This window comes from Acidaminococcus hominis (assembly GCF_900291475.1).
GTDB classification, from domain to species: domain Bacteria; phylum Bacillota; class Negativicutes; order Acidaminococcales; family Acidaminococcaceae; genus Acidaminococcus; species Acidaminococcus hominis.
In genome coordinates this window covers 897,412-923,890 of record NZ_OLMM01000005.1, presented here as the reverse complement: position 1 = coordinate 923,890, position 26,479 = coordinate 897,412, and the positions used below count along the sequence as shown (strand labels likewise).

General features: G+C 54.3%; 28 protein-coding genes, 2 pseudogenes, 1 riboswitch and 1 other annotated feature. Of the genes and pseudogenes, 3 read left to right on the top strand and 27 right to left on the bottom strand.

The window, feature by feature from the left end; translation table 11 throughout:
- The 22 genes and pseudogenes from hemW to C7E10_RS10640 form a co-directional block, all read right to left on the bottom strand.
- Nucleotides 1–1,170: a radical SAM family heme chaperone HemW gene (gene hemW / locus C7E10_RS10740; protein ID WP_105327272.1), complete on the bottom strand. Its 1,170-nt coding sequence runs from the start codon at nucleotides 1,168–1,170 to the stop codon at nucleotides 1–3.
- Between the two features lie 131 nt (nucleotides 1,171–1,301).
- The gene (gene ttdB, locus C7E10_RS10735; protein ID WP_105327271.1) at nucleotides 1,302–1,922 is read right to left on the bottom strand and encodes a L(+)-tartrate dehydratase subunit beta; all 621 of its coding nucleotides are present in this window, start codon (nucleotides 1,920–1,922) and stop codon (nucleotides 1,302–1,304) included.
- Nucleotides 1,922–2,821, bottom strand: coding sequence for a L(+)-tartrate dehydratase subunit alpha (ttdA, locus tag C7E10_RS10730; RefSeq protein WP_105327270.1), 900 nt, complete (start codon nucleotides 2,819–2,821; stop codon nucleotides 1,922–1,924). Before ttdA ends, ttdB begins: the two co-directional genes overlap by 1 nt.
- Before the next feature lie 65 nt (nucleotides 2,822–2,886).
- Nucleotides 2,887–4,158 carry an SLC13 family permease gene (locus tag C7E10_RS10725; RefSeq protein WP_105327269.1) on the bottom strand — a complete coding sequence of 424 codons (1,272 nt, stop codon included), beginning with the start codon at nucleotides 4,156–4,158 and terminating at the stop codon, nucleotides 2,887–2,889.
- Between the two features lie 255 nt (nucleotides 4,159–4,413).
- Complete coding sequence (locus tag C7E10_RS10720; RefSeq protein ID WP_353937255.1) at nucleotides 4,414–5,067, bottom strand: GntR family transcriptional regulator; 654 nt, start codon at nucleotides 5,065–5,067, stop codon at nucleotides 4,414–4,416.
- Between the two features lie 174 nt (nucleotides 5,068–5,241).
- A pseudogene (locus tag C7E10_RS12545) lies at nucleotides 5,242–5,373 on the bottom strand (GntR family transcriptional regulator); the annotation flags it as partial.
- A gap of 115 nt (nucleotides 5,374–5,488) precedes the next feature.
- Complete coding sequence (gene lepA / locus C7E10_RS10715) at nucleotides 5,489–7,291, bottom strand: translation elongation factor 4 (protein ID WP_105327267.1); 1,803 nt, start codon at nucleotides 7,289–7,291, stop codon at nucleotides 5,489–5,491.
- A gap of 164 nt (nucleotides 7,292–7,455) precedes the next feature.
- Nucleotides 7,456–7,719: a 30S ribosomal protein S20 gene (gene rpsT / locus C7E10_RS10710; RefSeq protein WP_105327266.1), complete on the bottom strand. Its 264-nt coding sequence runs from the start codon at nucleotides 7,717–7,719 to the stop codon at nucleotides 7,456–7,458.
- A gap of 63 nt (nucleotides 7,720–7,782) precedes the next feature.
- On the bottom strand, nucleotides 7,783–9,477 hold the full coding sequence (gene leuA / locus C7E10_RS10705; protein WP_105327265.1) for a 2-isopropylmalate synthase: 1,695 nt from the start codon (nucleotides 9,475–9,477) through the stop codon (nucleotides 7,783–7,785).
- Nucleotides 9,478–9,533: 56 nt separating this feature from the next.
- Nucleotides 9,534–9,765, bottom strand: a binding site (T-box leader).
- Nucleotides 9,766–9,859: 94 nt separating this feature from the next.
- Nucleotides 9,860–11,035 carry a phosphoribosylaminoimidazolecarboxamide formyltransferase gene (locus tag C7E10_RS10700; protein ID WP_105327264.1) on the bottom strand — a complete coding sequence of 392 codons (1,176 nt, stop codon included), beginning with the start codon at nucleotides 11,033–11,035 and terminating at the stop codon, nucleotides 9,860–9,862.
- Nucleotides 11,036–11,084: 49 nt separating this feature from the next.
- Nucleotides 11,085–11,162: riboswitch (ZMP/ZTP riboswitch) on the bottom strand.
- A 139-nt stretch (nucleotides 11,163–11,301) separates the two neighbouring features.
- The gene (locus C7E10_RS10695; protein WP_105327263.1) at nucleotides 11,302–12,789 is read right to left on the bottom strand and encodes an aldehyde dehydrogenase family protein; all 1,488 of its coding nucleotides are present in this window, start codon (nucleotides 12,787–12,789) and stop codon (nucleotides 11,302–11,304) included.
- Nucleotides 12,790–13,232: 443 nt separating this feature from the next.
- Nucleotides 13,233–14,084, bottom strand: coding sequence for a protease inhibitor I42 family protein (locus C7E10_RS10690; protein WP_105327262.1), 852 nt, complete (start codon nucleotides 14,082–14,084; stop codon nucleotides 13,233–13,235).
- Nucleotides 14,085–14,097: 13 nt separating this feature from the next.
- On the bottom strand, nucleotides 14,098–14,961 hold the full coding sequence (locus tag C7E10_RS10685) for an LbetaH domain-containing protein (RefSeq protein WP_105327261.1): 864 nt from the start codon (nucleotides 14,959–14,961) through the stop codon (nucleotides 14,098–14,100).
- Nucleotides 14,948–15,466, bottom strand: coding sequence for a hypothetical protein (locus C7E10_RS10680; protein ID WP_105327260.1), 519 nt, complete (start codon nucleotides 15,464–15,466; stop codon nucleotides 14,948–14,950). The genes C7E10_RS10685 and C7E10_RS10680 overlap by 14 nt, the downstream gene beginning before the upstream one ends.
- On the bottom strand, nucleotides 15,447–15,788 hold the full coding sequence (locus C7E10_RS10675; RefSeq protein WP_105327259.1) for a hypothetical protein: 342 nt from the start codon (nucleotides 15,786–15,788) through the stop codon (nucleotides 15,447–15,449). The genes C7E10_RS10680 and C7E10_RS10675 overlap by 20 nt, the downstream gene beginning before the upstream one ends.
- A complete protein-coding gene (locus tag C7E10_RS10670) occupies nucleotides 15,775–16,236 on the bottom strand; it encodes a hypothetical protein (protein ID WP_105327258.1) in 462 nt (153 codons plus the stop codon). Before C7E10_RS10670 ends, C7E10_RS10675 begins: the two co-directional genes overlap by 14 nt.
- Entirely contained in the window at nucleotides 16,233–16,679 is a 447-nt protein-coding gene (locus C7E10_RS10665) for a type II secretion system protein (protein ID WP_105327257.1), read from the bottom strand. The genes C7E10_RS10670 and C7E10_RS10665 overlap by 4 nt, the downstream gene beginning before the upstream one ends.
- An 18-nt stretch (nucleotides 16,680–16,697) precedes the next feature.
- The gene (locus tag C7E10_RS10660) at nucleotides 16,698–17,891 is read right to left on the bottom strand and encodes a type II secretion system F family protein (RefSeq protein WP_105327256.1); all 1,194 of its coding nucleotides are present in this window, start codon (nucleotides 17,889–17,891) and stop codon (nucleotides 16,698–16,700) included.
- A gap of 180 nt (nucleotides 17,892–18,071) precedes the next feature.
- On the bottom strand, nucleotides 18,072–18,311 hold the full coding sequence (locus C7E10_RS10655; protein ID WP_105327255.1) for a hypothetical protein: 240 nt from the start codon (nucleotides 18,309–18,311) through the stop codon (nucleotides 18,072–18,074).
- 9 nt (nucleotides 18,312–18,320) lie between these two features.
- Nucleotides 18,321–19,679, bottom strand: a complete 1,359-nt coding sequence (locus C7E10_RS10650) for a TRAP transporter large permease subunit (protein WP_105327254.1) — start codon at nucleotides 19,677–19,679, stop codon at nucleotides 18,321–18,323.
- Between the two features lie 14 nt (nucleotides 19,680–19,693).
- A complete protein-coding gene (locus C7E10_RS10645; protein ID WP_105327253.1) occupies nucleotides 19,694–20,455 on the bottom strand; it encodes an HpcH/HpaI aldolase family protein in 762 nt (253 codons plus the stop codon).
- 2 nt (nucleotides 20,456–20,457) lie between these two features.
- A complete protein-coding gene (locus C7E10_RS10640; RefSeq protein ID WP_105327252.1) occupies nucleotides 20,458–21,168 on the bottom strand; it encodes an RraA family protein in 711 nt (236 codons plus the stop codon).
- 129 nt (nucleotides 21,169–21,297) lie between these two features.
- Between C7E10_RS10640 and C7E10_RS10635 the strand changes: the two genes are divergently transcribed.
- Nucleotides 21,298–22,278, top strand: coding sequence for a LysR family transcriptional regulator (locus C7E10_RS10635; RefSeq protein WP_105327251.1), 981 nt, complete (start codon nucleotides 21,298–21,300; stop codon nucleotides 22,276–22,278).
- Nucleotides 22,279–22,644: 366 nt separating this feature from the next.
- On the opposite strand, the pseudogene C7E10_RS10630 reads toward C7E10_RS10635, so the two are convergent.
- The 3 genes and pseudogenes from C7E10_RS10630 to C7E10_RS10620 all read right to left on the bottom strand — a co-directional run.
- A pseudogene (locus tag C7E10_RS10630) lies at nucleotides 22,645–23,034 on the bottom strand (TIGR04076 family protein); the annotation flags it as partial.
- Between the two features lie 42 nt (nucleotides 23,035–23,076).
- A complete protein-coding gene (locus tag C7E10_RS10625; RefSeq protein ID WP_105327249.1) occupies nucleotides 23,077–23,613 on the bottom strand; it encodes a flavodoxin family protein in 537 nt (178 codons plus the stop codon).
- A 12-nt stretch (nucleotides 23,614–23,625) separates the two neighbouring features.
- Nucleotides 23,626–24,153: a nitroreductase gene (locus C7E10_RS10620; RefSeq protein ID WP_105327453.1), complete on the bottom strand. Its 528-nt coding sequence runs from the start codon at nucleotides 24,151–24,153 to the stop codon at nucleotides 23,626–23,628.
- A gap of 56 nt (nucleotides 24,154–24,209) precedes the next feature.
- Here C7E10_RS10620 and C7E10_RS10615 point away from each other — a divergent pair, with 56 nt between their 5' ends.
- Nucleotides 24,210–24,899 carry a Crp/Fnr family transcriptional regulator gene (locus C7E10_RS10615; RefSeq protein ID WP_105327248.1) on the top strand — a complete coding sequence of 230 codons (690 nt, stop codon included), beginning with the start codon at nucleotides 24,210–24,212 and terminating at the stop codon, nucleotides 24,897–24,899.
- A 369-nt stretch (nucleotides 24,900–25,268) separates the two neighbouring features.
- Entirely contained in the window at nucleotides 25,269–25,532 is a 264-nt protein-coding gene (locus C7E10_RS10610; protein WP_105327247.1) for a LysR family transcriptional regulator, read from the top strand.
- Nucleotides 25,533–25,620: 88 nt separating this feature from the next.
- Here the strand turns inward: C7E10_RS10610 and C7E10_RS10605 are convergent, their stop codons facing one another.
- Entirely contained in the window at nucleotides 25,621–25,878 is a 258-nt protein-coding gene (locus tag C7E10_RS10605) for a hypothetical protein (RefSeq protein WP_118286862.1), read from the bottom strand.
- Between the two features lie 166 nt (nucleotides 25,879–26,044).
- The gene (locus tag C7E10_RS10600) at nucleotides 26,045–26,374 is read right to left on the bottom strand and encodes a cupin domain-containing protein (RefSeq protein ID WP_105327245.1); all 330 of its coding nucleotides are present in this window, start codon (nucleotides 26,372–26,374) and stop codon (nucleotides 26,045–26,047) included.
- Between the last annotated feature and the right edge of the window lie 105 nt (nucleotides 26,375–26,479).

Below are 26,479 nucleotides of genomic sequence, written 5' to 3'. Positions count from 1 at the left end.
CTAAATATTTTTTTCTTTTTTAGCCTCCGGCGGCACCGTGAGAAAAGTCTCAAAGGCCAGGTTCCCAAAGCGCATGCCCTGGGGCGTCAGGTGGATATTGTCCCCCTCCTGCTCCAGCCAGCCCCGGGATTGGCACTCCTCCCAGGCTGTTTCATAAAAGGGAAAGAAGGCCGTTCCCGTGCGCTCCTGAAACTCCGTCAGGTTCAGCCCCTGCCGGGTTCTCAGGCTCATAAAGACCAGCTCCTCCCGGCGGATTTCCGGGGTAAGGGTTTCCACTTCCAGGGGTTTTCCTTCAATATATTCCCGAATACCCGCAGGACTGGTTTCCCGCCGCTTACCATTAAACCGGCAGGCCCCGCAGCCAAAGGCCATATAGGGCAGGTAATGCCAGTACACCTGGTTGTGGAGGGACTCCTGGCCGGGCCGGGCAAAGTTGGCGATTTCGTAGCGCTGGTACCCAGCCTGGGGCAGGGCGTCCATCAGATAGTCGTACATGGCGTCCACCGCCTCGTCAGGGGGCAGGCTCAGCTGCCCCTTGGCCAGCTGCCGCTCCAGCTGGGTCCCCTCCTCTACGGTCAGACCGTAGACGGAGATATGGTCCACCCCGGTGGCAATCAGCTTCTGTAAGGAATCCTGGACTCCCGCCAGGGTCTGGGTGGGATACCCGTAGATTAAGTCCCCGCTAATCCGGGCAAAACCGGCCTCCCGGGCCAGCTGCACAGCCTCCGCCGCCTCCTCTGCCGTGTGGATACGGCCCATCAGGGCCAGCTCCCCGGGCTGGAAGGATTGGATTCCCATACTCAGCCGGTCAAAGCCCAGCTGGCGATAGGCCCGGAGACTTTCCAGGGTTACCGTGCCCGGATTGGCTTCCAGGGTAGCCTCTGCCGGGTGCTGCCAGAACCTCCGGTCCTTCAGGGCCTGGACAATTTGGGCCAGCAGCTCCGGGGGCAGGACGCTGGGCGTACCACCGCCAAAGTAGATGGTAGCCGTAGGGCTCAGCGGCAGGTCCGGCTCATAGGCGCGAATTTCCTCCACCAGCCGCCGGGTATACGCTTCCATTACCTGGGGAGACTGGATCTGATAGGAAGCAAAATCACAATAGCAGCATTTATGGACGCAAAAAGGAATATGAATGTAGATACCTTGGTACAATTGCCAGCGTGGCCGCATGGAGTTCTCCCCTCTTTCTGTACATTTCGCAAGTTCCTACCTATTGTAGCACAAATGGGACCGGGGAGAAAACGGCGGCAGTAAAACAAAAAAGCCATGCCGCAGCATGACTTTTTTGTACCCATCTTACTTTATTTAATGAAACCTACGTGTTTGCTGATGTCTTCATAGACTTTCTCAGCGGTGGCCTTGAATTGCTTCTTGTTTTCTTCAAACAGGTTGCCGCCGTGGGTATCTACAGCCACGATCAAGGGTCCCAATTCTTCTACTTCGCTGGTCCACAGGGTTTCCGGCATACCCAGGTCTTTCCATTGGGCATCAATGATTTTCTTGAAATGCACAGCGGAAACTACAGCACAGCCAGCAGGGAATACGCAGAAAATGGTTTTGTGTTCTTTGCAGGCTTCCATGGTGTCTTGGCCCATGCCACCCTTGCCCACAATCAGCTTTACGCCAGTTTGTTCAATGAAGGCTTTTTCGAACTTTTCCATACGCATGGAAGTGGTAGGTCCAATGGATACCATTTCGTATTGGTCTTCGCTGCCAGGGATGGGGCGAACGATGGGGCCTGCGTGGAAAATAGCGCCGCCTTCCAGGTTTACGGGCAGGGCTCTCTTTTCTTCAATCAGCCGGCGGTGGGCTACATCCCGGCAGGTGGTAATCTTGCCGGTCAGGTAGACGATATCGCCAATCTTCAGGTCAACCAGGTCTTCGGATTTAATAGGTGTATGCAGAACGATTTTATTAGCCATTATAATTGTACCCCCTTGTGAGAAGTGATGGTGTAGTTCAGGTCTTTATCGAAAATAATGTGGCCGCGGCGATGGTTCCAGCAGCCGATGTTGATGGCTACGCCGATAGCGGACGGGTGACGGGCGGTGTTTTCGATGTGCACGCCCAATACGGAAGCGGAACCGGTCATGCCTTGGGGTCCCAGGCCAATCTTGTTGATGCCGTCCACCAGCAGGTCTTCCATTTCAGCAGCTCTGGGGTTGGGGTTGTGGGTGCCCAAAGGACGCATCAGGGCTTTCTTGGACAGCAGGGCAGCGGTTTCCACGGAGGTGGCTACGCCTACGCCAACCAGGAAAGGAGGGCAGGCATTGGGGCCATAGGTGTACATTCTTTCCAGCACGAACTTGGTAACGCCTTCATAGCCTTCGCCCGGCATCAGTACCATGGCATGGCCCGGCAGGGTGCAGCCGCCGCCAGCCATATAGGTGTCGATTTCGCAGGTGTCGGAGTCCGGAACGATTTCCCAGAATACGGTAGGAGTGCCTTTGCCCACGTTCTTGCCGGTGTTGTATTCGTCAAAGGTTTCTACGCTATTGTGGCGCAGCGGGGTAGCAAAGGTAGCCTGTACGGTAGCTTCTTTCAGCAGGCCTTCCAGCTGGCCGATCAGGGGGAAGTTCTGGCCGCATTTTACAAAGTATTGCAGCACGCCGGTATCCTGGCAGGACGGACGATCCAGCTTTTTGGCCAGTTCCTGGTTCTTGGCGTAGGTTTCATACAGCAGCTTGGCAATGGGCACCGTTTCCTTGGATGCCAATTCCTTTAATTTGGCTGCTACATCATCGGGCAGCACCTTGGCCGTATAGCCTACAAATTTGGCCATAATGTCGGTCATCTGTTTTACTTGTTCTTCTTTGGACATGTTCATTTCCTCCTTATTGGGACAATCAAAATGGGTTGGGATACTCTATTTCAGGTACTTGTTCCTTAATGGTAGAAGGGGAACAAGATGGGAAGCAGAATCAGGGAGACGATATAGCCTACGATTACCATGGGCAAGCCCGCCTTCACGTAGTCGTTAAAGGTGTACCCGCCGGGGGCAAAGACCATCATGTTGGCCGGCATGCCGATAGGAGTGGCAAAGGCCAGGGAACTGCCGATAACCGTAGCTACGATAACAGCTTTGGGGTCAGCGCCCATAGCAGCGGAGATGTTCAGGCTGATGGGAATCAAGAGGGCTGCGGTAGCAAAGTTGCTCATGAAGTTGGTCATGACGCAGGACAGCAGCAGCACTACAGCCAGCAGCATGAAGGGAGAAGCGTTGGAGCCCAACAGGCCGATTACGGAGTCTGCAATGTAGGCGCCGGCGCCGGTTTTTTCCAGGGCCTTGGCCAGAGCCAGGGTGCCGCCGTACACGAACAGGGTTTGCAGGTCGATGGATTTGTAGGCTTGTTTTTCAGAGATAACGCCGGTGGCTACCAGGATGATGGCGCCGATGCAGCCGGACAGATAGAATTTGATGCCGATTTGTTTTTCGAAAATCATGGCGATGATGGTGAGTACCATGATGATCAGGGAAGCTTTTTGCTTCCAGGCCGGTACGGAGGAGAAGTCTTGGGCTTCGTCGTACACGCTTTCGCCTTCAGAACCAGGTTTCTTGTTGGGCAGGAATTTGTAGCCTACAGTGGCGAAGAAGGCAATGCCAACCACCAGGATGGGCAGGCCTACATACCCGTATTCGAAGAAGCCGATGTCAGCGCCGATGGCTTGCAGGGCGGATTTGCCCAACAGGTTGCCGGGAGCGCCGATAAGGCTCAGGTTGCCGCCCATGGCTGCTGCGAAGATTAACGGCAGGAGCAGACGGGAACGGGCAAAACCGGATTTGGCGGCAATACCGATAACCACGGGAATCAATACCGCAGCGGTACCGGTGTTGGACAGGAACCCGCTCATGAGACCGGTAACGGTCATCACGGCTACAATCAGTTCCCGTTCGGAATGGGCAAACTTGGTAACAATGCCGCCGGTCTTGTTGGCCATACCGGTTTCAAAGAAGGCACCGCCGATGATGAACATGGCGACGAACAGGATCAGGTTATTGTCCACAAAGCCGGCAAAAGCATCCTTGGGGGAAAGCACGCCGGTGAGCACCAGGGTGATCAGGGCAATCATAGATGTTACGGCCAGGGGGAGTTTCTCGGTAACGAATAGGATGATGACAAAAAGCAAGAGAAGCAAGGTGATGGAAATCGGGGTCATGGCAATTCCTCCTTCAGGGTGTTGATTTCCGTTGTTTGTTTTGGATACATATGTGATATGTGATAATGTATCCATTTCGTAGCCATAATATACAGCTAATTTTTTCTCCTGTCAACACGCACATTTGAATTTTCTCATAATTGGGTACAAATAAAGGCACCGCCCTAGTCTTGCAAACTAGAACAGTGCCTGTTATTCCTATTATTCTACCGCACAAGGACATTCCCCATTTCCTGTGCAGCCAAAAAAATCCATTTATCCTTTATTAGCCGTATTCCGGTAGTTGGTCAGGAGGTTTTCCATGCTCCGTTCCATATGGGCCCGCATGAGCTTCCGAGCCTTTGCCGCATCGTGGGCCCTAAGGGCAGCCATGAATTTGGTATGCTCCGCAAAGGAAATCTGGGAGTATTCGTTTTCGCTGACCAAAAAGCCCAGGGACAGCCCGTTCCACAGGCTGGCCAGAATCTGGGCCAGCTTGGGATTGTCCGAGGCCTGCCAAATGGCCATGTGGAAGCTTTCGTTGTAGTGGGTGTACTCGCTGTAGCGCTGTTCTTCCATGCACTTTTTCATGGCGGCGTACACTTCCTCCACCTCGGAAATATCGCTGCCCGGCCGGGCCGCCAGGGCGGCCGCCTCCCCTTCCAAAAGGGTACGGACGGCAAAATGATCCCGAATGGCCTTTTCGTTGATGCCCATGACCACGGCGCCCTTATTGGGCCGCAGCCGGACCAGTCCCTGGGCCGCCAGCAGCTGCAAGGCTTCCCGCACGGGGGTCACGGACACCCCCATCTGTCTGGCCGTATCCGCCAGGTTCAAGATGGTGCCTTCCCGGATTTCCTGGCGCAGAATGGCTTTGCGCAAATAGGCAGCCACCTGCTCCCGGGCAGGCAGTAAATGAATCTTGTTCATGGGAACCTGGGTTTTCGCCGTCTGTTCCGCCTTCACCCGGGGCCGGTCCACTTCCCCCGTTTCCGTGCCCTGCTCCTCCAGGGCCAGCTTGCGGGCATCGTCCGCAATGACCACGTGCCGGTTTTGCAGCCGGGTAGCCAGCCCGGAGGCCAGCAGGTTCTGCAGCGCCTCCCGGATGGGCATTCTAGATACCCCAAACTGCTGGGCCAATTCCACTTGTTTTAATTCCGTACCAGGCTGCAGCTCCCCCTTGCAAATCTGGTTCCTGATGGATTCGTAAATCACCTCTTGGGTGGGTTTATACATTTCCATTGGTTTGCTCATCTCCCGCGGCCCCCTTGGGCCTGTATCAATCTCGCAGCTTCTTCCTTGGTGCATTTCCTAGTGTAGTTCACAGGTCAAGGAGCTTTCCTGCTTTGGGTTATTTATCCATCTTCAGGATGGCCATAAAGGCTTCCTGGGGCAGTTCCACAGAGCCCACCTGCTTCATGCGTTTCTTACCAGCCTTCTGTTTTTCCAGCAGTTTCCGTTTCCGGGTAATATCGCCGCCGTAGCACTTGGCCAATACGTCCTTACGCATGGCGCTGACGTTTTCCCGGGCGATAATCTTGCTGCCGATGGCTGCCTGGATGGGAATTTCAAACAGCTGGCGGGGAATCAGTTTCCGCAGCTTTTCTACCAAGGCACGGCCCCAGACCTGGGCCCGGTCCCGATGGACAATGGCGGACAGGGCGTCCACCCCTTCCCCGTTCAGGAGAATATCCACCTTCACCATGTCGGAAGGCCGGTAGCCGCTGAGTTCGTAGTCCAGGGAAGCGTAGCCCCGGGATACGGATTTCAGCCGGTCAAAATAGTCGAAAATGATTTCACTAAGCGGCAGGGCGTAATGGATCATCACCCGGTTTTCGTCCAGGTAGGTCATATTCTCGTATTCGCCCCGTTTTTCCTGGGACAGTTCCATGACTGCGCCCACATAGTCCTTGGGCACAATGATGGTGGCGTTCACAAAGGGTTCTTCCACGTGTTCAATCACCGTAGGATTGGGGAACTGGGACGGATTGTCCACCATTTCCACGTCCCCGTTGGTCTTCACCACTTCGTAGATTACGTTGGGGGCGGTGGTAATGAGGGTCAGATTGTACTCCCGTTCCAGCCGTTCCTTGATAACGTCCATGTGCAGCAGGCCCAAAAAGCCGCAGCGGAAGCCAAAGCCCAGGGCCGAGGAGGTTTCCGGTTCAAACAGCAGGGACGCATCGTTGAGCTGGAGTTTTTCCAGGGCATCCCGCAGGTTATCGTAGTCGGAGTTGTCCACCGGGTACAGGCCGCAGTACACCATGGGGGTAGCTTTCCGGTAGCCGGGCAGGGGCTCCTTGGCGGGCCGTTTGTTGTCCGTTACCGTGTCGCCCACCCGGGCGTCCTTGACGGTCTTGATGGCGGCTGCCAGGTACCCTACCTGGCCTTCGCCCAGCTGGTCCACGTTCACCATGGCCGGCCGGAAGACGCCCACCTCGGTGACCTCGTACACCTTGCCGGTAGCCATAAGCCGGATGGACATACCGGTTTTCAGGACCCCGTTCATTACCCGGACGTAGAGGATAACGCCCTTGTAGGCATCAAACTTGGAGTCGAAAATCAGGGCCTGGAGAGGGGCTTCCGGGTCGCCCTTGGGAGGCGGTACCCGCTTTACCACAGCTTCCAGTACTTCGTCCACGCCCAGGCCGGTTTTGGCACTGCACAGGACGGCGTCGCTGGCGTCAATACCCAACACGTCTTCTACTTCCTTTTCCACCCGCTGGGGATCTGCGCTGGGCAGGTCCACCTTGTTGATGACGGGAATGATTTCCAGGTCGTGCTCCATGGCCAGGTACACATTGGCCAGGGTTTGGGCTTCGATGCCCTGGGTGGCGTCAATCACCAGCAGCGCCCCTTCGCAGGCAGCCAGGGCCCGGGATACTTCGTAGGTAAAGTCCACATGCCCCGGGGTGTCGATCAAGTTCAGCATATACTCCTGTCCGTCTTTGGCCTGGTAATGCAGCTGAACAGCCTGATCCTTGATGGTGATGCCCCGTTCTCTTTCCAGTGACATGGAGTCCAGTACCTGGTCTTCCATTTCCCGTTTGGAAAGGGTTCCGGTTTTCTCGATCAGCCGGTCTGCCAAGGTTGACTTGCCATGGTCAATATGGGCAATAATGGAAAAATTTCTGATATGATCGCTTTTGGCCATTCTTATTTCTCTCCCTAAAAGGTAATTCAAGCTTTGGAATTTACAATCGAATAGTTTATTATATCATGAAAAGCCGCATCTTGTCTAAGGCTGCGCCTTTTGCCTGTTTTATACGACAAAAAAGGCCGGCAACTGTAAAGAGTTGTCAGCCTTCCTGGCCAATCTTATTTTACTGCATTTACTTTCTTTGCTAAACGAGACTTTTTGCGAGCTGCGGCTTTTTTATTCACCGTACCTCTGCGAGCAGCTTTATCTAATAAGCTCGTTGCTACCTTCAAAGTGGCCTGGGCCTCATCTTTGGATCCTGCAGCAGCAAAAGCTTCAACCTTGCGTGCGGTGCTGCGGATTTCAGCTTTAACCGGGCCATTGGCAGCGCGTCGTTCGGCATCAGTCTTGACACTACGAATGGAAGACTTAATATTCGGCATGTTTTCACCTCCACCAATAAGCTTTACCAAAGTATTCTACCATGGTTGGGCATAATGTGCAAGTCATTTCTCAAGAGATTTTTCTGAACGGTTGATGGCATTGATGATTCCTAACAGGGAAGCGGTGTTGATATTGGGGTGAATGCCTACCCCAAAAATGTGCTTGCCGTCCGGTTTGGCCAGCTCAATATAGGAAATGGCCTTGGAATTGGAGCCCTGGGAAATGGCGTGTTCGTGGTAGTTGATGAAGCTGTAGCCGTCCACCCCAATCTTGTGGAGGGCGCTGAAGAAGGCATCGATGGGGCCGTTGCCGGAGCCGATAATATGCACGTCGGTGCCCCCGGCCTTCACATCTCCCTCAAACACCGTATTGGAGTCCTCAGCGGCTTCCTGGTTGTCGTAGACCCGATGCTTGCCCAGCTGATAATTGCCCTGGAAATCCACGTATTCCTTGTTGAACAGCTCCACAATCTGGCTGGCGGACAGCTCGTCCCCGTACTGGTCGGCGGCTTCCTTAACAATATGGCCAAATTCCGGGTGCATTTCCTTGGGCAGGTAGTAGCCCACCGCCTGCTGCATCACAAAGGCGGCACCCCCCTTGCCGGACTGGCTGTTGATGCGGATCACCGGTTCGTACTCCCGGTGGATATCCGCCGGGTTGATGGGCAGGTACGGCACTTCCCAATACCGGCTGTTGGTGTCCGCCATGTACTTGAAGCCCTTGCGGATGGCGTCCTGGTGGGACCCGGAGAAAGCGGTGAACACCAGCTCCCCGGCGTAGGGATGTCTTTCGTGGACCTTCATTTTGGTGACACTTTCGCAGATGCGCTTGATCCGGTTGATATGGGAGAAGTCCAGCTTGGGGTCCACATTGTGGGTGTACATATTCAGGGCCAGGGTGACAATATCCACGTTCCCGGTCCGTTCCCCGTTGCCAAACAGGGTCCCCTCTACCCGTTCCCCGCCGGCCATCAGGGCCAGCTCTGCCGCGGCTACCCCTTCGCCCCGGTCGTTGTGGGGGTGGAGACTGATAATGGCCCGGCTGCGGTCCTTCAGCTTCCGGCAGAAGTACTCAATCTGGTCCGCATACGTATTGGGGGTGGACATTTCCACCGTGGAGGGCAGGTTGATGATGACCGGCTTTTCCGCCGTGGCCCCCAGGGTATCCAGCACCGCTTCGCAGATTTCCACAGCGTAGTCCGTTTCCGTGCCGGTAAAGCTTTCCGGGGAGTACTCGTAGCGGATGTTCATGCCGCTTTTGGCCACTTCCTTCTCCGTCAGCTCCCGGATCAACTTGGCCCCGTCCACGGCAATCTTGGTGATGCCGTCCATTTCCTTGTCAAACACCACTTTCCGCTGGAGGGTGGAGGTGGAATTGTAGAAGTGGATAATCACGTTCTTGGCGCCCCTTACGGCCTCAAAGGTCTTTTCAATCAGCTCCGGCCGGGCCTGGACCAGCACCTGGATGGTTACATCGTCAGGGATATAGTGGTCCTCGATCAGGGTGCGCAGGATTTCGTATTCCGTTTCGGAGGCTGAGGGAAATCCCACCTCGATTTCCTTAAAGCCGATTTTCACCAGGGTGGTAAACAGCAGCAGCTTTTCTTCCAGCTGCATGGGGGTTACCAGGGCCTGGTTCCCGTCCCGCAGATCCACGCTGCACCAGATAGGCGGCTGGGTAATGGTTTTGTCCGGCCAGGTCCGGTCCGGCAGGGATACCCCCTGAAAAGGAATGTATTTTTTAATGGGTTTTTGCATTTTTGTTTCCTCCTTGTTTTCCGGGGGCAACAAAAATCCCCGCCCCCCAGGTATTGTCTAGGGGCGGGGAAAAATTTCCACGCGGTACCACCCTTGTTTCAGTCAGCGCTGCTGACCCTTTCACCTCTGCTAAGGCTAAGGTCTGTAACGGGACCTCCCGTTCCGGACTACGTATCACCCGGACGACTCAGGAACCAGTTATCCATGCCCAGCAGATTATCGGCTCACAGCAGCCGCCGACTCTCTGAAAATCTCACTGCGCATCTTTTCTTCCGTCATAGTCATTGTTTACAAGCTTTATAGTTTATGGTGGTAATTATACGGTTTTTAGTAACAGATGTCAACAAATTCCCTAAAAAACCTCCACGCCGGGCGAAAAGTGTTAATGATGGAACAGACGGACGCCGGTCATGCACATGGTGATGTTGTGGGCATCGCAGGCTGCAATCACCAGGTCGTCCCGGATGGAGCCGCCAGTTTGGGCAATATAGGCCACGCCGCTCTTATAGGCCCGTTCGATGTTGTCGCCGAAGGGGAAGAAGGCATCAGAACCCAGGGACACCCCGGTATTTTGGGCAATCCAGGCAGCCCGTTCTTCCCGGGTCATAGGTTCCGGTTTTTCCGTAAAGTATTGTTGCCACTTGCCGTCGGCCAGCACGTCTTCCGCTTCGTCAGAGGTGTAGACGTCAATGGTGTTGTCCGTTTCCGGACGGCTGAGGCCCGGTTTGAAGGGCAGCGCCAGGACCTTGGGGCTTTGGCGCAGCCACCATTTGTCGGCCTTGTCCCCTGCCAGCCGGGTGCAGTGTACCCGGGACTGCTGGCCGGCGCCTACGCCGATGGTCTGGCCGTCTTTGACGTAGCACACAGAGTTGGACTGGGTGTATTTCAGGGCAATCATGGCAATCAGCAGATCCCGGACCGCTTCCTCCGGCAGTTCCTTGTTCTTGGTCGGCCGGTTTTGCAGCAGCGCTTCCGTAATCTGGTCATTGTTGCGTTTTTGTTCAAAGGTAATACCAAACACCTGCTTGGTTTCCAGTTCTTCCGGTTCATAATCCGGGTCGATTTCAATTACATTGTAGCGGCCCTTTTTCTTGCTTTTCAGGATTTCCAGGGCTTCCGGTTCGTAGCCCGGGGCAATGACCCCGTCGGACACTTCGTGCTTCAGCACCCGTGCCGTAGCCACGTCGCACACGTCGGACAGCGCCACAAAATCCCCAAAGGAGGACATGCGGTCAGCACCTCTGGCCCGCACATAGGCCGAAGCCAAAGGCGACAGCTCCAAACCCTCCACCCCATACACCTTTTCCATGGTTGCGTTCAGCGGGCTGGCCACAGCCGCACCGGCCGGGCTCACATGCTTAAAGGAAGCGGCAGAAGGCAGGCCCGTGGCCTTTTTCAGTTCCCGCACCAGCTGCCAGCTGTTGAAGGCATCCAGGAAGTTGATATAGCCAGGGTTGCCGTTTAACACCGTAATCGGCAGATCTTCACCGCCAGCCATATAGATTCTGGCAGGAATCTGATTGGGGTTGCAGCCGTACTTTAATTTCAATTCTTTCATAGATGCTTTTCCTCCTTTTTTACGAAAAAACCGACCTATCCCGGGTCAGCTTTTCTGCCCAGACGGTCGGCGGTCTTGGGCCATGCTCCCTGTGGTTTACCCACTTCCGTCAGTTACATGACCTGCTACAAAAATTATAAACTTTCCACAGGCCAGTGTCAATCTAAAGGCGGAGAAGCAGTTCCTGTCCCAAAACAAAAGGGGCAGCACAACCAAGGACGGCTGTGCTGCTCTTATGGGGTTCTTTACCAGTTTGTTAAAGGCTTTTATTTCACATCATACATCCCGCTGGGGCCAGGCCGCAGGTTGATCAGGATGTTCTTGATCTGGCTGTAGTGGTTCAAAATCACCTTATGGGTTTCTCTGCCGATACCGGACAGTTTGTAGCCGCCGAAGGGAGCGCCGGCAGGCAGGTCATTGTAGGTGTTGACCCACATACGGCCGGTGCGTACGCTGCGGGCTACTTTCAAAGCCGTATTGATGTTGCTGCTGAATACGGCGCCGCCCAGGCCATAATCGCTGTCGTTGGCCAGTTTGATAACTTCGTCCACGGTCTTGAATTTTTGTACCACAACCACAGGTCCAAAGATTTCTTCCTGGCATACCCGGTCAGCGTTGGAGTTGGCCACCAGGATGGTGGGTTTCATGAAGAAGCCCTTATCGCAGCCGTTTTCGGTGTATTTTTCACCGCCGGTAATCAGCTGGCAGCCTTCTTCTACGCCCAATTTCACGTAGTTCAGGACCTTATCCTGCTGGGCTTTATAGATTTGGGCACCCAATTGGGTGGTAGGATCCGTAGGATCGCCAATCTTCACCGCTTCGAAGGTGGCTTTCAAATGTTTCAGGAATTCATCGAAAATGCCTTCCTGTACAAACAGCCGGGAACCAGCGCAGCAAACCTGGCCTTGGTTGAACAGAATGCCCTTGCAGGCGCCGTCAATGGCTTGGGTCATATCCGCATCATCAAAGACGATGTTGGCGGATTTGCCGCCCAATTCCAGGGTAGCCGGAATCAATTTGTCGCAGGCAGCCTGGTATACGCCCCGGCCCACTTCGGTAGAACCGGTGAAGGCCAGTTTGTCCAGATCCGGGTGGTCCAGAATCCATTGGCCGGATTTGGAACCCTTGCCGGTGATAACGTTGATAACGCCTTTGGGTACTACGTCCTTGATCAGCCGTACCAGTTCCATCAGGGATAGAGAGGTATGGGAGGACGGTTTGATGACCACCGTGTCACCAGCGGCCAGGGCAGGAGCCAATTTCCAGCAGGCCATGGTGAACGGGAAGTTCCAGGGAATGACCTGGCCTACCACGCCTACCGGTTCGTGGAGAATCAGGGACATGGTGTTGTCATCCAGCATATTGGCGGAACCTTCCCAGGCTCTCAGGCAGCCGGCGAAATACCGGAAGTGGTCGGAGCCCAGAGGAATATCGGCAGCCTTGGTTTCCCGAATGGGTTTGCCGTTATCCAGGGTTTCTACCAGGGCCAGATGGTCCAGGTTGGCATCGATAATATCAGCAATCTTCATCAGCACGTTCTGCCGTTCAATGGGGGAAGTTCTGCCCCAGGCAGGCAGGGCAGCTCTGGCAGCCTTGACGGCCTTGTCCACGTCTTCTTTGGTAGCTTCGGCAAAGTAAGCCAAATGCTCCCCGTTGGCCGGGTTATGGGCATCAAAAGTAGCGCCGTCGGACGCAGGAACAAATTCGCCGTTAATAAACAAACCGTAGGTTTCTTGGATATCTGCTTTTGTCATAAAATCATTCCTCCCTCAATCTGAGTCCATGGATCCCCTGGAGGCTTCTCCCCGTAAGCCTTGGATTCAGTCACCCCAGTAGGCTATGGATTTCGTTTAATTAATGTACGCTTATTTTCGAATATGCTTCGCTATATCTCTTAGCGACGACATTAGTATAGCACTGAATTTTCAGATATTCAACAGTTTCATGTTATTTTAATATTAAATATATTAATATGTGTATAATTTTATCCTATAACTGTGCCTTTGTCAATTACGGTTGACGAAGTTCATTTTTTCAGAATCTTTCATTTTACCCCGGTTTGGGACATATTTCCCCGTTTCTTGTATTTTTATTAAGTTCAATGCTGAAATATCCCCCTTATACAAAAAGACGCGTCCGCAGACGCGCCTTGGTAAACTATTTTCAATTGGCTGGACAGCTTTTGCTTATATTGCTCTTAAATTACCTTAAAATTGAATACAATATCTTTCAACGGCAGGTTTAACGTTTTGGCATACTCAGCCTTTATCTTGTAGTCCCCGGCCTGGGTAAAGCTCAGGAACAAAATGGTGCTGCCGGGAGAACCATTTTGGCCGGATTCGTTCACCATGGGCAGGTAGAAGGAATGGCCCAGATTGGCAAAGCCCCCCTGGCTGCTTTGGTCAAGGAGCTGCCAGGTATTGCCCGTGGTAGGATTGGCATCCAGGTACAGCGCCACCAGTTCCCCCGGGTGCAGTACCAGGGTCTTGTCCGCAGCGTCCTGGGTCAGCTTGTAGCTGGTCAGGAGCCGGGCCCCCTCCGCCACATTGATGGATTTTACCAGGGACGCATAGGGTACACTGGTGGTATACGCGCCCCCCGGAGCCGCCGGCAGCAGAATCCCGTTTTCCCCAAAGACAAAATCCTTGCCCAGGAGCTTTTCCGTATACTCCGCCGTATTGGTATAGAGCAGATCCCGAGGTTCCACCTCCTTGCCGCTGGTGGTGTCCAGATTCAGGCCGTCGTAGACCGTCTTGTCCCCTTCCGCCTTCAGGATTACACTAAACAGCGTAGGCCGGTTCACCGTAATCTGGTAGGACAGCACCGCCTTGCCCCCGGCTTCCTTGCCCAGGGCATTGGCCTTTTCCTTAATGACATGATTCAGATTGTTTTCCAGATATTGCTCCTTCAGGCCATCCACATAGGGAACCACACCCTCTGCATTGCCGTCGGCATAATGCTCCTGGAGCACCGTGGTGTGCCCAAAGGCCAGCACTGTTTCCGGTAGACAGAATAAGAAAGCAGCAAACAGCGTCAACAGTTTTTTCATGAAAATCCTCCTGTTATAATAAATATCTCGTGAGAAACGGCTGCAAAACACTGCGGTCCTCCGTGTAGGTGACGTTTTCCCCCAGCTCCACAATGCCGTCGGAGACTATTATACCATTGATATGTGAATTTTTTCCGATTTTCATGGCCCCGGCCGAATACAGCAGCACCTTGTCCATATAGACTCCTTCACCCAGAGTCAGAGAGCCGCCGCAATAGATCCGAAAATCCCCTTCCACCCGAAAGCCGTTGCTAAAGGTCAGAGCTCCCTGGGGTACCAGCACCCCGCTGCCCCGCAGCACCGCCTTGGTATACGTAATGGGCTTACGGCTGGGCGTTTGGTACAGATAGGGTTCCAGCGGCTGTTCCAGCCTAGCCTGGGGCGGCATAGGACTGGTAATGGCGTGGGCAAAATCCACTGCAGACATTCCCAAAAGACCCAGCCCGGAATTTTTGTCCCGAATCTGGCCCACAGGATACTCCACCTCCAGGTTTTTCCCCACCGGCCGGATTTCATACCGGGCTCCATCCATCAGAAGGCCCCGGTTGAGCCGGTGCAGGCTAGCATATTCCATACGCAGCTGCACGCCCCTCTGCCAGGTTTTTACCCGGATTTGGAATTGGTCCGGAGACCCCGGAAACCCCATAGGCGGCAGTTCCTTAATGCTGTTCTCCCGATTCAGAGGAAGTCCATTCCTGCTGCGGCAGAAACTGCTGAGCAACTCCGCCCACTGCCGGCTTTGCTCCCGGTAGACCAGGGCATCCACCTCCTGGAAGGTAACCTGCTTTAGGGCATACAGAATGCCGGCAAAGGCCGCAAACAGATACAGGAACAGCAGGGACACCATGCCGGTACTTTTTCCATTAGTAATTGCCATAGCGAAAGACCTCCTCCACCTGCTTTTTCTGCCCGGTGGCAGGATAGCTGAGCAACAGACGCCACCGCAGCCGGTTAGGCCCCGTCTTTTCCACCTTCAGGTCTTCTATTTCCAGCTGAGGAGCCAAGAGCGGATTCGCCCCCGGCCGGGTGGAATTCACCCAGGAGGCCATATACAGCAGCTGCTGTTGGGGATTCTTCATGGGGTGGTTCAGGTAATAGCTGCGTTTCAGGGGCTGCAAATGGCCATACGTAGCAATCCCATTTCTAGAGCCAGTCAAGGAAGGGTGGATTTCCACCCGGTCCACAGCAAACTCCAAATGGCTACCCACTCGTGCTTCCAGGTCCTGGGCTGCCCGTTCCAGTTCCCACTGACCGTATTGAGCAGCAAACAGCTGCACCAGCCGGCCGCCAAATTGAAGAATTCCCGCCGTAATAAGCATAAAAAATCCCAGGGCAATATAGCTTTCCAAAAGGAGACTGCCCCTACTTTTTCCCAAACGCATAATAGGTGAAGTACCTCCTTCCGTCCTGCTCCAGCACGTCAATCTGATACAGCACCTGGGGCTGGTCAAAACCCGCCATTGCGCGCTGGGTCACCTGCAGCGTCAGGCCCTCCCGTTCTGCCGGAACCGGCAGTCCGTCTTCCACATTCCAGACCGCTTCCCGGGCCAAACGGGCAGCCGCCTGGAGACGCTGATACCGCTCCAGCATTTTGGCAGTTACCGCCCAGGTTTCCAGGCCCAGCACAGCCAAAAGCCCTGCCAGCACAGTAGCCCACAATACATCCAAAAGGATAAAGCCTGCGGCTTTTTCATGGATCTGCATAAACCATCCGTCCTGTTACAGGCTGAAAAATCAGCATCCGGCTGTACCCCGGGTCCGTCCGGTGGGCAACATGTATATAGCCAGTGGCATTGCCGCTGCGGATAAAGCTCGTGTTAAAGGACTTGGCTTCGAAGTCTCCCAGCCCCAATTCTGCCATGGAAATCTGCCGCTGGACCTGGTACTGCTGGCCAATTTGAAGCTCCTTCGGGTTCTGCCAATTCCGCTTTAGCCAGAGAATTCCCTCGTGCTGGTACATGACCTTTTGCTGGGCAGTAGAGGCAAAGGTACTCATAGCTTGAGAAGCCAAGTTCAGTTTGACAGCCTTACTCAATTCACTGATGCTGGAAAACAGAGGCAGGCAGAAAAAGGCCAGGGTAAGGTACAGGCTTAGCCCCAAAAGCAGGTCCAGCATCACAAAGCCCGGGCTTTTCCGGGCACCGCAGCTCATAGGGAATTGCCACTGGGGGTACGCAGGCCCAGGTCCGTACTGCTGACCTTTTCCCCGCTGCTTAACGTGCCCGTAAAGGAAGCACTGCCACCTTCTGTACCTGCGGAATACGTTATTCCTTCATAGTTCTTGTCGGGCACATATTTTTTATCCACCAATTCCTGAAGGCTAGTGGGAGCCTTGCCGTTCTCAATGGTGTAGATTTTGGCGCCGCTGTCCAGCAGCGACAGATTGCTCACCAACTGGGTATCCTTGGACTTGTTCATGGCAGATTCTACACTGGGCATCAGGGCAGCCGCCATGACCCCGATAATGGCCATTACAGCAATGACTTCAATCAGGGTGAAACCGGGAGATTTCTTTCTTTTCTTTTTGGGTGTATTTACAAGTGTAGTCTGTTGAAAATTTTGGGTTTCTTTGGAATCGAATTGGTTCTGCAGCATAAGTTTCTTAATCTCCTTTCAAAATTGAGCGGGCAAGCGATTCATAATGGTGTACATGGGGGACAGTACAAGATACAAAAGTGCGGCACTCCCCCCTGCAAGCAGCAGTAGCAAGCAGGGTTCCAGCAATGTCTTCAGGTTCTTCAGCCGGCTCCGCAGTTCTTTTTCCATAAGGGCTGCCGCCTCTCCCAGCATTTCCGGCAATTTGCCGCTTTCTTCCCCAATGGCAATAAATTCCCGGGTCAACGACCCAAAAAATTGGGGATGATTTTCGCTGGCACCATGAAGGGACATACCTGCAATGACCTCCTGCTCCAGCTGTCGGCTTACAGTGCGCAGTTTCTCCTCCGGCAGGATAGCTCCTGCGGCGGTAAGGGCCTTATCCAACGTCAAGCCGCTAGCCAAAAGCAGGGAAAGCAGCCGGCTGTAGCGAACTTCCCACAGATCATGGTAGAGGGAAGCCAAAATGGGCAGTTTGTGCCAAAAACCGCCTTTTCCCTGCAGCAATTGGGTGCCGCACCAGCCCAGTCCTGCTAGAAAGAGGAAAACCAGGGGAGGATACTCTGCCGCCAGATTCCGCAGGTTCAGGACTCCCACAAGAAGCGGTGTTGGTTCCAGCCGCATCAGCTGGTACACGTCCATAAAAATGGGCAATATAGCCCAGGCAAAATACAGGGCAATGCATAAGGAAAGCAGAAAAACCAGTCCTGGATACATACAGGCCTGAATCACCGCTTTCTTGTTTTCCCGCTGTTCCCCATAGAAATCTGCCAAACCCTGAAGCGTTTCCGGCACCTTGCCACTTTCTTCCCCCGCTGCCACCAACTTGGGTGCCAAGCTTCCCGCCTGCTGCCAATGTTTCTGCAAAGTCTGGGAAAGGGAAAAGCCCGCCTGAAGATCCTGTTCCAGGGCCTGGCACAAATCCTGGAGTTTCTGGCTTTTGCCCAGGCCCAGTACGTGGACCGCTCTCAGAATTGGAATACCCCCTTCCAGAAGGATGGCCAATTGCCTGTACAGGGTTTCCCGTTCCAGGTCGGTAAGGTTTCTCCGCCTGCCCAACCCCAGTTTCCATTGGAAAACGGGCTTCAGTTCCAGTACATAGGGATAGGTCAAAAGCAATTTCTGCCCTGCTTCTGCCTGGCTGCCGGCATACATTTCTCCGGTTATCGTCTGCCCTTCCTGGTTCAAGGTTTTCCAGCGAAATTTTTGCATGAATTCACCTCCTTTGACAGGAATACTTCTATCCTACTTAACCGTAATGTTCCCGAATCCTGCTGCCGACAAACCATCGGTAATTTTTGCTGCATCATCGGTAATGCGCTACACAAAAAAGGACCTGTGGCGAAGAGGATTACCTCTTTTCCACAGGTCCTTGCTATTTACTTTTTTCCCTTACCCTTCCTTCTTCCCCTTCATCCAGCCGTTCAGATACCCCATAATCAGGGTAGTAATGGACAGGCCGGCACCGAAGCGGGCGTTCAAGGCAATGAGTTTTTTGCACCAGACGGCCAGGCCAGGGTTACTGGTAACGATGGCCACGGCTTGGCCCATTACGATGAAGATGGCGCAGCCGAAGGTCAGGGCCAGGAAGATATAAAATATGGTGAGTAAAAGCGGGTTCAAGGTTTTCATGGCAGCCTCCTAACTGATAACGGGCAGAATGCCCAGGGCGATCAGGGCAGCGATGCAGGCAATGGGTATGGCGTAGTCACACATGAGCTTGCTGAAAGTCCGGGTGACGTCACTGCCGGAAATGCCGCAGGAAATGTAGATGGCCGAGGAGCTGGGGGGAATGGCGCCCTGGTTGGACACCAGCATCAGGAAGACGGCTACGGCGGTGGCCGGGGCTACGCCTGCATCCTTCAGGCACAGGAAGCACATGGGGCCCAGGGCCATGGTAGCGGCGGAGGCATTCAGGGGGCCTACCACGCATTCTACCACCACTACCAGCAGGAGAATGGTCAGTACCTTGCTCAGGCCCAAAGCATTCATGAAAACGGATACGTCGTGGCCGAAGCCGATGGAGCTCAGGGCTTCGGACCCGCACATGGCGAACATGATAATGGGGGCCACGTTAAAGAATTTCTTGGCCAGGGGCTTAAAGAAGCCCTTCCAGCCGGCGGCATCGTGGGGCAGGTGTTTTCTGCCTTCAAACAGCACCCCCAGGATGATTAGTACCGGCACCCAGATGATGATGTCGATGGCTTTGACGCCCTTGGCGCCAAAATGGCTGTGCCGCAGCATTTGGGAAATGGGGCCGGTGGTCAAAAGCAACGGAATCATAACCCCTACGAAGATAATCAGGGAACCCCATTTTTCTTTGATGGTGGTCCAGAAGTTGGGCACGTCTTCTTCTTTCAGGGCTTCAATGTGGTACCGGCGGATGAAGTACGAGGTCAACAGCAGCCGGTACAGCACCCCGTAAAGGCCGGTGCAGAGAACGGCAATGTACACGTCCCCGGTGGTGGTATAGGCCGCCACATCCGCAAAGCCCAGCATCAGGAACATGGACGTGCTGGGCGGCAGGGATACCCCCAGGCCAGCGTTGCCGGAGTTCATGATGGCGGCCATGTCGGCGCTCCAGCCGGTTTCCATCATCCAGGGAATGGTAATGCTCCCTACGGTGGCGGCGTTGGCTGCGGTGGAGCCGGAAATCAGCCCCATGAGGGCGCTGGCCAGTACGGAAATGTACGCCGGGCCGCCCCGCAGGCGTCCAATCAGGGAGTTCAAAATATCAATAAGCCGACCGATGATATTGGTTTCTTCCATCAGGGCCGCCATGCCTACAAACAAAATAGGCGACAGGCAGGAAGAAGTACGGGTGCCTCTCAGGAAGGAACTCCAAAGGGCCGCCGGTGCCTTGTCCAGGCCGTGGAGCAGGCAGACGATGATCCAGGAAATCATCATGGCTTCCGCCAATTTCCGTTTCACCACCAGGTTCCAAATAAGGATAAATCCAATGTAGGCCAAGAAGGCCCAGATGCCAATCCCAATTTCCATAATTGATTCCTCCGTTATTCCTGACAGGACTGCGTGAATTTTTGCAGTTGGGTTTCCAGGGCTGTTTTCAGCAGGCTGTCATCCCTGCCTACGGAAAAGCAGCGCACGCCCTGCTCCAGCAGTTCTGCATACCGCTTCTGGCTTTTGCACAAAATGGTGGGCGTCTTGCCGTAGTCCAAGGTCTTGCGAATGATGGTGTTTTCTGCGTCCAAAACCTTGGGATGGTTCTTCTGCCCCGGTACCCCCAGGGACTGGGACAGGTCGTTGCGGCCGGTGGCCACCAAATCAATGCCCGGCACGGACAGGATTTCGTCGATCCGTTCCAGGGCTTCCTTGCTTTCAATTTGGATGATATTGTACACCTGGGTGTTGGCCTGGGCCTGGTAGGCGCTGGTGGTAAGCCCGCTGAGCTGCACCACCCGGCTGGCCCCGGTAAGGCCCCGGTCCCCCAGGGGCGGGAACTTGGTCAGCTCCACAATCCGTTTGGCCTCCAGGGCGCTGCTCACATGGGGAAACATCAGGGCTGTGGCCCCCATATCCAGCAGAGGCCCCGCCTGTGCCGGGTCCGCCAGCCGCAGCTGCACGTCAATATTCAAGGCTCTGCCCAGCCGGAGCATTTCTCCTATAGTACTGTAGTCGTAGAGGATATGCTCACAGTCCAGCCGGACAAAATCGTAACCGGCCAGCTTGGCATATTCCAGCACCACCGGGTCCGTCAGGGCCAGGTTCAGGCCAAAAGAAGGTTTTCCTTGTTTTTCGTTCGCCAGTACGCCCATGCTTACCCCTCCTTGCCTCCCAGCTGTTTTAATCCCCGCTGGGCCAGGATTTCGTCCACGTTCTCCATAACCAGGTGCCCTTCTGCAATGTTCTTCAGGGCCCGGGCTTCCTTCTGGAGCTTCTCGGCGGCCCGTTGGGCCACTTCCTGCACATCTTCTTCCGGCAGGCAAATCACTCCGTCCCGGTCTGCTACGATGATATCCCCGGGCCGGACAACCACGCCCCCGCAGGCAATGGGGTAATTGATCTGCCCCAGGCCGTTCTTTTTGCAGCCGGCAGGCATCAGCCCCCGGGCAAATACCGGCATATCCGTTTGCAGCAGCTCGTCCAGGTCCCTTACGTAGCCGTCCACAATGACAGCCTGGATACCCAGCCGCTGCATCCGCCGGAGCATAATGCCGCCGCAGGCGGACGCACAGCCCTCGCCGGTAATCTTGATGACCAGCACCGCTCCCGGCTGAATCAGGGCCATGGCCTTGTGGACCATCAGGTTATCTCCCGGAGGAATTTCCACCGTCACTGCGGGTCCAATGACCTTCCGATACACCCCCAGGCTGTGGATGGCCGGGGTCAGCACATAAAAACCGTGGGTGCCGTCTGCCAGATTGCATACTCCGTAGGGTTCCAGGGCCTTCAGTGCCTTGCTGCTGCACGTGCCGCTGCAAGTCCGGTAGCGAAACCCTACCTGTCCATTCTTTTCTTGTAATTCCATGGTTCTGCTCCTTCTTGTGGAAAGTCTTGCGATTTTTCTATATATTTAGTATACTGTTTGCAAGCTACAGTGTAAAACATTTAATTATAGTCAATTATCACAGATAAAATTCTGTGGATAGGAGGACCCATGAACCAGCGGAGTTTGCTTTATTTTTTGACCACGGCGGAAGAACGGAACATGACCCAGGCCGCCAAAAAGCTGTTTATTTCCCAGCAGACCTTGAGCTCGGCCATCCAGCGGCTGGAAAAGGAATACCATACCCAGTTTTTCCTCCGGGGTCCCCATCTCCAGCTGACAGATGCAGGTCACTGCATGGTCACCTACGCCCGGGAAATGCTGGCCCTGGAAAACAAGCTGACCGATACCCTGGATGAGGTGGCCCAGAACCTGCGGGGGCATATTACCCTGGGCATCACCCCTATCCGCTCCCGGCTGATTCTCCCGGACTTTCTGCCCCAGTTCTACCAGAAGTATCCCCATATTGACCTGACCCTCCTGGTGGACGGCTACCGGCAGCTGGAAGAACAGCTCCAGGACGATACCCTGGATGTGCTGGTAGCCACCTCCCGGACGGCCGCCAGCCATATAGAGCGGCAGCTGCTGTACCGGGACCCCTTCTGCCTATTGCTGCCCCAAAAGCTGCTCACAGGCTACTTCCCGCAGCTCGCCGGCAAAAAGCCCGCCGTACTGTCCGTGGAGCAGCTGGACCCGGGCCGGCTTATGGACCTGTTGGTCCAGGAACCCTTTCTCCAGATGATCCATTCGGCCATCAAAAACAACGGGGATTCCTTCTTTTATCAGCTGGGCATCAACCCCCGGCCCCTGTACTCCATCCACGACCTGGAAACCGTCACCAAGCTGACCCTGCGGGGGCTAGGCTATTCCTTCTCCTTTGCCCAGTTTGCCGCCCAGATGAACCGGGAATACCAGGCCCTGCAAAAGGAACAGCCCCCCATTACCCTGGTGCAGATTCCCCATTTTGACAGTGAAATCTGCTGCCTGACCAAAAAACACAAAACCCAGTCCTACGCCCTGAAGATTCTCCTGAAGGAACTGACGGAGTACTTCCAGGGTGCGGAATCGGGGGAAACGCCAAAAAGAAAGTAGTGCTAAATTGTCCACCAGAAGGAAAAACGGCCTGTTCTGCCAAGTGCAGGGACTGACGGAGTACTTTCAAGGTGCAAAATCGGGGAAATCGCCACTAAAAAAAGCAGTGCTAAATTGTCCGCCAAAAAGAAAAACGGCCTGTTCTGCCAAGTGCAGAATAGGTCGTTTTTCTTTTGCAGGTTATTCAATGGTAACGGATCTGCCCTCCAGAGCCTGACGCAGGGCTTCATCGCCCACTTCCTGGTTCCGGTCCATATACACTTCCACGGCTCCCAGGTCTTCCCGCACCGTGGCTTGCTGTACCCCGGGCACGCTTCCCAGGGCAGCCGCTGCCTTTGTCAGGTCCCCCTGGGGCAGCTTCACCAGCTTGTAGTCCAAACGCTCGATTTTAAAGATAACCGGACGGGTGCCATCGGAGCAGCAGGCAATCATCTGGTGCTCGTCCCGCATCCAGCCCCGCATAATGGAGCCCCCTTGCAGGCCGGTGTAGATGTACCGGCTGATGGCATCCCAAGCCTCGGAGCAATGGGGCATAGCCGGACCGCCGGCCACCCCGGCTGCCGTTCCTTGTGTTTCCTTCAAGGTATTCAGCCCCATATGCCAGAAATCGTCCTGTAGGCCATATCGCTCAAATACGAAGGTATCCCCCACATTGTAGCAGGGACAAGCCCCGGACTGGGGGTCTGCGCAATAGGCCTCCTGAAGCTCCGGGTACAGCTTCTTGTCGATTACCGTGACTTTTACTTTGTACTGCATGGAAAATTCCTCCTCTTGCGTTGTGCTTCCCTAAAAACGTTTTTATAAAGTATAACCTAACCGATAGGCTTCCTGGGCAAAAGCCGTTTCCTTCAGCTGGGCCGCAGTTGTGCAGCCGTGGGCATAGACAGCGCCGGCTGCCTGCCACCCCAAATAGCGCATATCCGTCTGGAACCAGATACGCATACCATCCATATAGGAAGGGTCCGGATTGGAACCGGTTACCAGAAGAATGCATTTTTTGTGGGTTCCGCGAATATGTTCATCAATGCCATGGTAACGGTCGATAAGGGTGAGAAACTGGGCCGATGCAGCATGGTAATATAAGGGTGTAGCATAAATCAGAGCCTCCGCCCTTTCAATTTTGGGATAAATCGCCGTCATGTCATCTTGGTAGATGCAGGGATGCTTGCCGCTTTCGCAATGATTGCAGCCAATACAGGGATGTATATTGGCAAAAGCCGCATCCACCCGTTCCAGGCTGTGCCCTGCTGCCTGAGCGCCGGCCATGGCCTGCTCAGCCAGACAATTCGAGCAGCCCTGCCGATGGGGGCTGCCGGTAATCACCAGTACCTTCATGCGTAATGCCTCCTATTCAATATAATACACCCGGTCCGGTTTCCGGGCCGGGGCCTCAGGCAAGGGGCCTTCCGGATAGCCCAGCACGCAGTGGCCGATGCCTTCCCATTCCCCCTGGATACCCAGTTTTTGCAGAAGCTCCTGGCCGTAGGGCAGCTCAAATTCTTCCTTGGCCCGGTGAATCCAGCAGCTGCCAATGCCCAGGGCCTGGGCAGCCAGCATCAGGTTGCCCATTACCAAGCTGCCGTCGTACACATGGTTCACCCAGCTTTTGTCCCCCAGGACAATAAGCACCACCGGGGCTCCGTAGAAAGGATCAAAGCCCGGCTTCCAGCCTCCGATTTGCCGGTTCAGGTCGCTAAGTTCATCCCGGACCTTTTTATTGGTGACCGCAATAATCTTGGTGGCCTGCTTGCCCATGCCGCTGGCGGCGTACAGGCCGGCCTCGATGATGGCATCCATGTCCTCGCAGGGAATCAGGTCCGGTTTAAATTTCCGGATGCTCCGGCGCTGCTTGATGCACGCCAAAATTTCGTTCATTTTTTCGCCTCCAAAAATGGTAAAATAAATCTCAGTATATACTGAGGTGAACAACGATGGAATGGACTCCCAAATACATTTTTGCTGATGACTTTCGCAGCCTGGAAGGGTATTTTGCCGCAGCGCCCCACAAGGATGTTTCCTTTCGCAAAGGGGACTACCTGTGGGAACCGGGCGAACCGTTTGACCGGATTCACTACATCAGAAGCGGCGTAGTGGAAAACTACCTGATCCACGAAAACGGCCACCGGAAGATTCTCTCCTTTCATGCAGGGGGAACTATTTTCCCCGGCTTCCATTACCTGCACTACAAGATTGAAGAATCCCTGCTGAGCCGGGCCATGACCCATGTCCAGGCCTACGAATTTACCCAGGCCCAGTTCGCCCAGCTGTTTGAAGCCAATCCGGCCCTGGTGCGCCGGGTCATCGACTGGTTCTCCTCCTACACCAACCTGTTAATCTACGATGGCGCCCACCAGGAATACAACAGCTCCTTTGTCCGGCTGTGCAACCTGCTGTACCTGCTAAAGCTCAGCGAAGTGGGCCGGCGGAATATGCTCCAGGACCTGACCCAGGAAGAACTGGCGGATACCCTGGGCGTCAGCCTGATCAACGTGAGCCGGGGGCTGACCCAGCTGCGCCGCCTGGGCATTATCGAAACCAAACGAAAGACCATCACCATCCTGGAGCCGGAGCGCCTGATGCAGCTCTGCTCCGGGGAAACCCTGCCCCAGGCTTCCCTATAGGTATACCAAATTTCTTTCTTCTCTTCCGCATCAAATGATAAACAACAAATCGTTTCCAACCCAAAATAGCCGCTTCACGCCCCCTGTTGCCAGGCAATAAGCGCTGCTTTCTGTACGCATTATACTAACATTATTTCCAAAGAAAGCTGTTGATTCCTACAGCCTTTTGCAGAAAAATTGCCGTTTCGCTATAATAGTTCCCAATCCCCCAAATTAGGGGGAATTGAAATCCATTTTACCCTCTGTTTTTTGAATGAAGCGCACTTCCTGGTCCTGTTCAAATCACACAAAGCATCTCCAGTTGCTGATCTGGGGCCAGGAGAAGGCTTCCTTCCCACCGGGTACAAAGTATACTAGGAGGCGCACCTTATGGATAAGGAATTGGTAGAAACGTTTTTGACTGTAGCAACCGTACGGAATATCAGCAAGGCCTCCAAGCTTTTATACGTATCCCAAGCCACGGTGAGCTATCGGCTGAAAGCCCTGGAACGGCAGGTGGGTGCAGAACTGGTGCTGCGCAGCAAGGGAATCCGCCGGGCGGATCTAACGGACAATGGCCGCCGGCTGCTGCCCCTGGCCAAGAACTGGCTGGAAGCCAACCAGGCTTTTGAAAAATTTGAACCGCAAAGTTAAAATAAAACAAAACACCCCTGAAGAAATGCCTGGCATTTCTTCAGGGGTGTTTTGTTTTAGAGTGCACCTGTTGGAACAACAGCAGCTATCAAAACAACTGGTCTTGATGGTCCTCCGCCCAGGCGTAGATGAGTGCAAAAACCACCATGAGTACCGTAAGGACGACGGCCACTGTCCCAGCATGCTCGGGAGACACAAAAATCGAGGCGAGAATATACATCGCCACTAATTCAACCCCCAGCGCCAAAAGCAGCAGCGGCAGCAGACAAAGGAGGTCCATCAAAGCCCCGCCAATGAGTCCTAGAACAAACACGAAGCTCGCCAAAGCCCGGAACAACTTCCCCATACCCATCACCTCGCTTTACAAAAAACAAGGACAACTTCCTATTATGTATATTATATCATAACAATATAAAAGAAAGAAAAAGAAAAACCGGGTACTTTGGGAGGTAGGCCGTGGGGTTCAATTGGCAGGGGCATGACCGGGTGCGCCTATACAGGCTGTACTTCTCTTACCCTTCTACAACAACTGTCAGCAGCACCAGGTCCTGGCTCCCTGTATTGGTCAGGCTGTGGGAAGAACCCTTAGGGCAGATATGGCAGCAGCCCGGAGTCAGGGGCTCCTCCACTCCATCACACAGGGCGGTGCCCGTGCCGGACAGGACAAAGTTGATATCCGTACTGGTTTCGTGGCGGTGGAGCCCAATGGACGCTCCCGGCAGCAGCCGGGAGGCAATGACCTTGCCGCCCGGATAGGGCAATAGCTGGGCAGCCACTTCTCCTGTACCCCCATTCATAGCTGAAAAAACCCGTTCCTCGGATTTGGAAAACTGAAGCAGCATAATATCCTCCTTAGACAGTGCAGCAGAAATGATTTTCCGCACTACGATTAAATTTTTAAATTGATTATCCAATATTTCAATTTGATTTATAAGTATCTACTAGCC

What these genes read in the sequence shown, in the direction of transcription:
- C7E10_RS10720 (WP_353937255.1), bottom strand. Translation starts at nt 5,067, where the DNA reads ATGAACAAGATTCATTTACTGCCTGCCCGGGAGCAGGTGGCTGCCTAT.
- C7E10_RS10675 (WP_105327259.1), bottom strand. Translation starts at nt 15,788, where the DNA reads ATGCAGATCCATGAAAAAGCCGCAGGCTTTATCCTTTTGGATGTATTG.
- C7E10_RS10725 (WP_105327269.1), bottom strand. Translation starts at nt 4,158, where the DNA reads ATGACCCCGATTTCCATCACCTTGCTTCTCTTGCTTTTTGTCATCATC.
- C7E10_RS10655 (WP_105327255.1), bottom strand. Translation starts at nt 18,311, where the DNA reads ATGAAAACCTTGAACCCGCTTTTACTCACCATATTTTATATCTTCCTG.
- ttdA (WP_105327270.1), bottom strand. Translation starts at nt 2,821, where the DNA reads ATGTCCAAAGAAGAACAAGTAAAACAGATGACCGACATTATGGCCAAA.
- C7E10_RS10665 (WP_105327257.1), bottom strand. Translation starts at nt 16,679, where the DNA reads ATGCTGCAGAACCAATTCGATTCCAAAGAAACCCAAAATTTTCAACAG.
- hemW (WP_105327272.1), bottom strand. Translation starts at nt 1,170, where the DNA reads ATGCGGCCACGCTGGCAATTGTACCAAGGTATCTACATTCATATTCCT.
- C7E10_RS10660 (WP_105327256.1), bottom strand. Translation starts at nt 17,891, where the DNA reads ATGCAAAAATTTCGCTGGAAAACCTTGAACCAGGAAGGGCAGACGATA.
- C7E10_RS10620 (WP_105327453.1), bottom strand. Translation starts at nt 24,153, where the DNA reads ATGAACGAAATTTTGGCGTGCATCAAGCAGCGCCGGAGCATCCGGAAA.
- C7E10_RS10690 (WP_105327262.1), bottom strand. Translation starts at nt 14,084, where the DNA reads ATGAAAAAACTGTTGACGCTGTTTGCTGCTTTCTTATTCTGTCTACCG.
- leuA (WP_105327265.1), bottom strand. Translation starts at nt 9,477, where the DNA reads ATGCAAAAACCCATTAAAAAATACATTCCTTTTCAGGGGGTATCCCTG.
- C7E10_RS10670 (WP_105327258.1), bottom strand. Translation starts at nt 16,236, where the DNA reads ATGAGCTGCGGTGCCCGGAAAAGCCCGGGCTTTGTGATGCTGGACCTG.
- C7E10_RS10695 (WP_105327263.1), bottom strand. Translation starts at nt 12,789, where the DNA reads ATGACAAAAGCAGATATCCAAGAAACCTACGGTTTGTTTATTAACGGC.
- C7E10_RS10640 (WP_105327252.1), bottom strand. Translation starts at nt 21,168, where the DNA reads ATGGAATTACAAGAAAAGAATGGACAGGTAGGGTTTCGCTACCGGACT.
- C7E10_RS10600 (WP_105327245.1), bottom strand. Translation starts at nt 26,374, where the DNA reads ATGCTGCTTCAGTTTTCCAAATCCGAGGAACGGGTTTTTTCAGCTATG.
- C7E10_RS10645 (WP_105327253.1), bottom strand. Translation starts at nt 20,455, where the DNA reads ATGGGCGTACTGGCGAACGAAAAACAAGGAAAACCTTCTTTTGGCCTG.
- C7E10_RS10680 (WP_105327260.1), bottom strand. Translation starts at nt 15,466, where the DNA reads ATGCGTTTGGGAAAAAGTAGGGGCAGTCTCCTTTTGGAAAGCTATATT.
- C7E10_RS10650 (WP_105327254.1), bottom strand. Translation starts at nt 19,679, where the DNA reads ATGGAAATTGGGATTGGCATCTGGGCCTTCTTGGCCTACATTGGATTT.
- C7E10_RS10700 (WP_105327264.1), bottom strand. Translation starts at nt 11,035, where the DNA reads ATGAAAGAATTGAAATTAAAGTACGGCTGCAACCCCAATCAGATTCCT.
- ttdB (WP_105327271.1), bottom strand. Translation starts at nt 1,922, where the DNA reads ATGGCTAATAAAATCGTTCTGCATACACCTATTAAATCCGAAGACCTG.
- C7E10_RS10635 (WP_105327251.1), top strand. Translation starts at nt 21,298, where the DNA reads ATGAACCAGCGGAGTTTGCTTTATTTTTTGACCACGGCGGAAGAACGG.
- C7E10_RS10615 (WP_105327248.1), top strand. Translation starts at nt 24,210, where the DNA reads ATGGAATGGACTCCCAAATACATTTTTGCTGATGACTTTCGCAGCCTG.
- C7E10_RS10605 (WP_118286862.1), bottom strand. Translation starts at nt 25,878, where the DNA reads ATGGGGAAGTTGTTCCGGGCTTTGGCGAGCTTCGTGTTTGTTCTAGGA.
- C7E10_RS10610 (WP_105327247.1), top strand. Translation starts at nt 25,269, where the DNA reads ATGGATAAGGAATTGGTAGAAACGTTTTTGACTGTAGCAACCGTACGG.
- C7E10_RS10685 (WP_105327261.1), bottom strand. Translation starts at nt 14,961, where the DNA reads ATGGCAATTACTAATGGAAAAAGTACCGGCATGGTGTCCCTGCTGTTC.
- C7E10_RS10625 (WP_105327249.1), bottom strand. Translation starts at nt 23,613, where the DNA reads ATGAAGGTACTGGTGATTACCGGCAGCCCCCATCGGCAGGGCTGCTCG.
- lepA (WP_105327267.1), bottom strand. Translation starts at nt 7,291, where the DNA reads ATGGCCAAAAGCGATCATATCAGAAATTTTTCCATTATTGCCCATATT.
- rpsT (WP_105327266.1), bottom strand. Translation starts at nt 7,719, where the DNA reads ATGCCGAATATTAAGTCTTCCATTCGTAGTGTCAAGACTGATGCCGAA.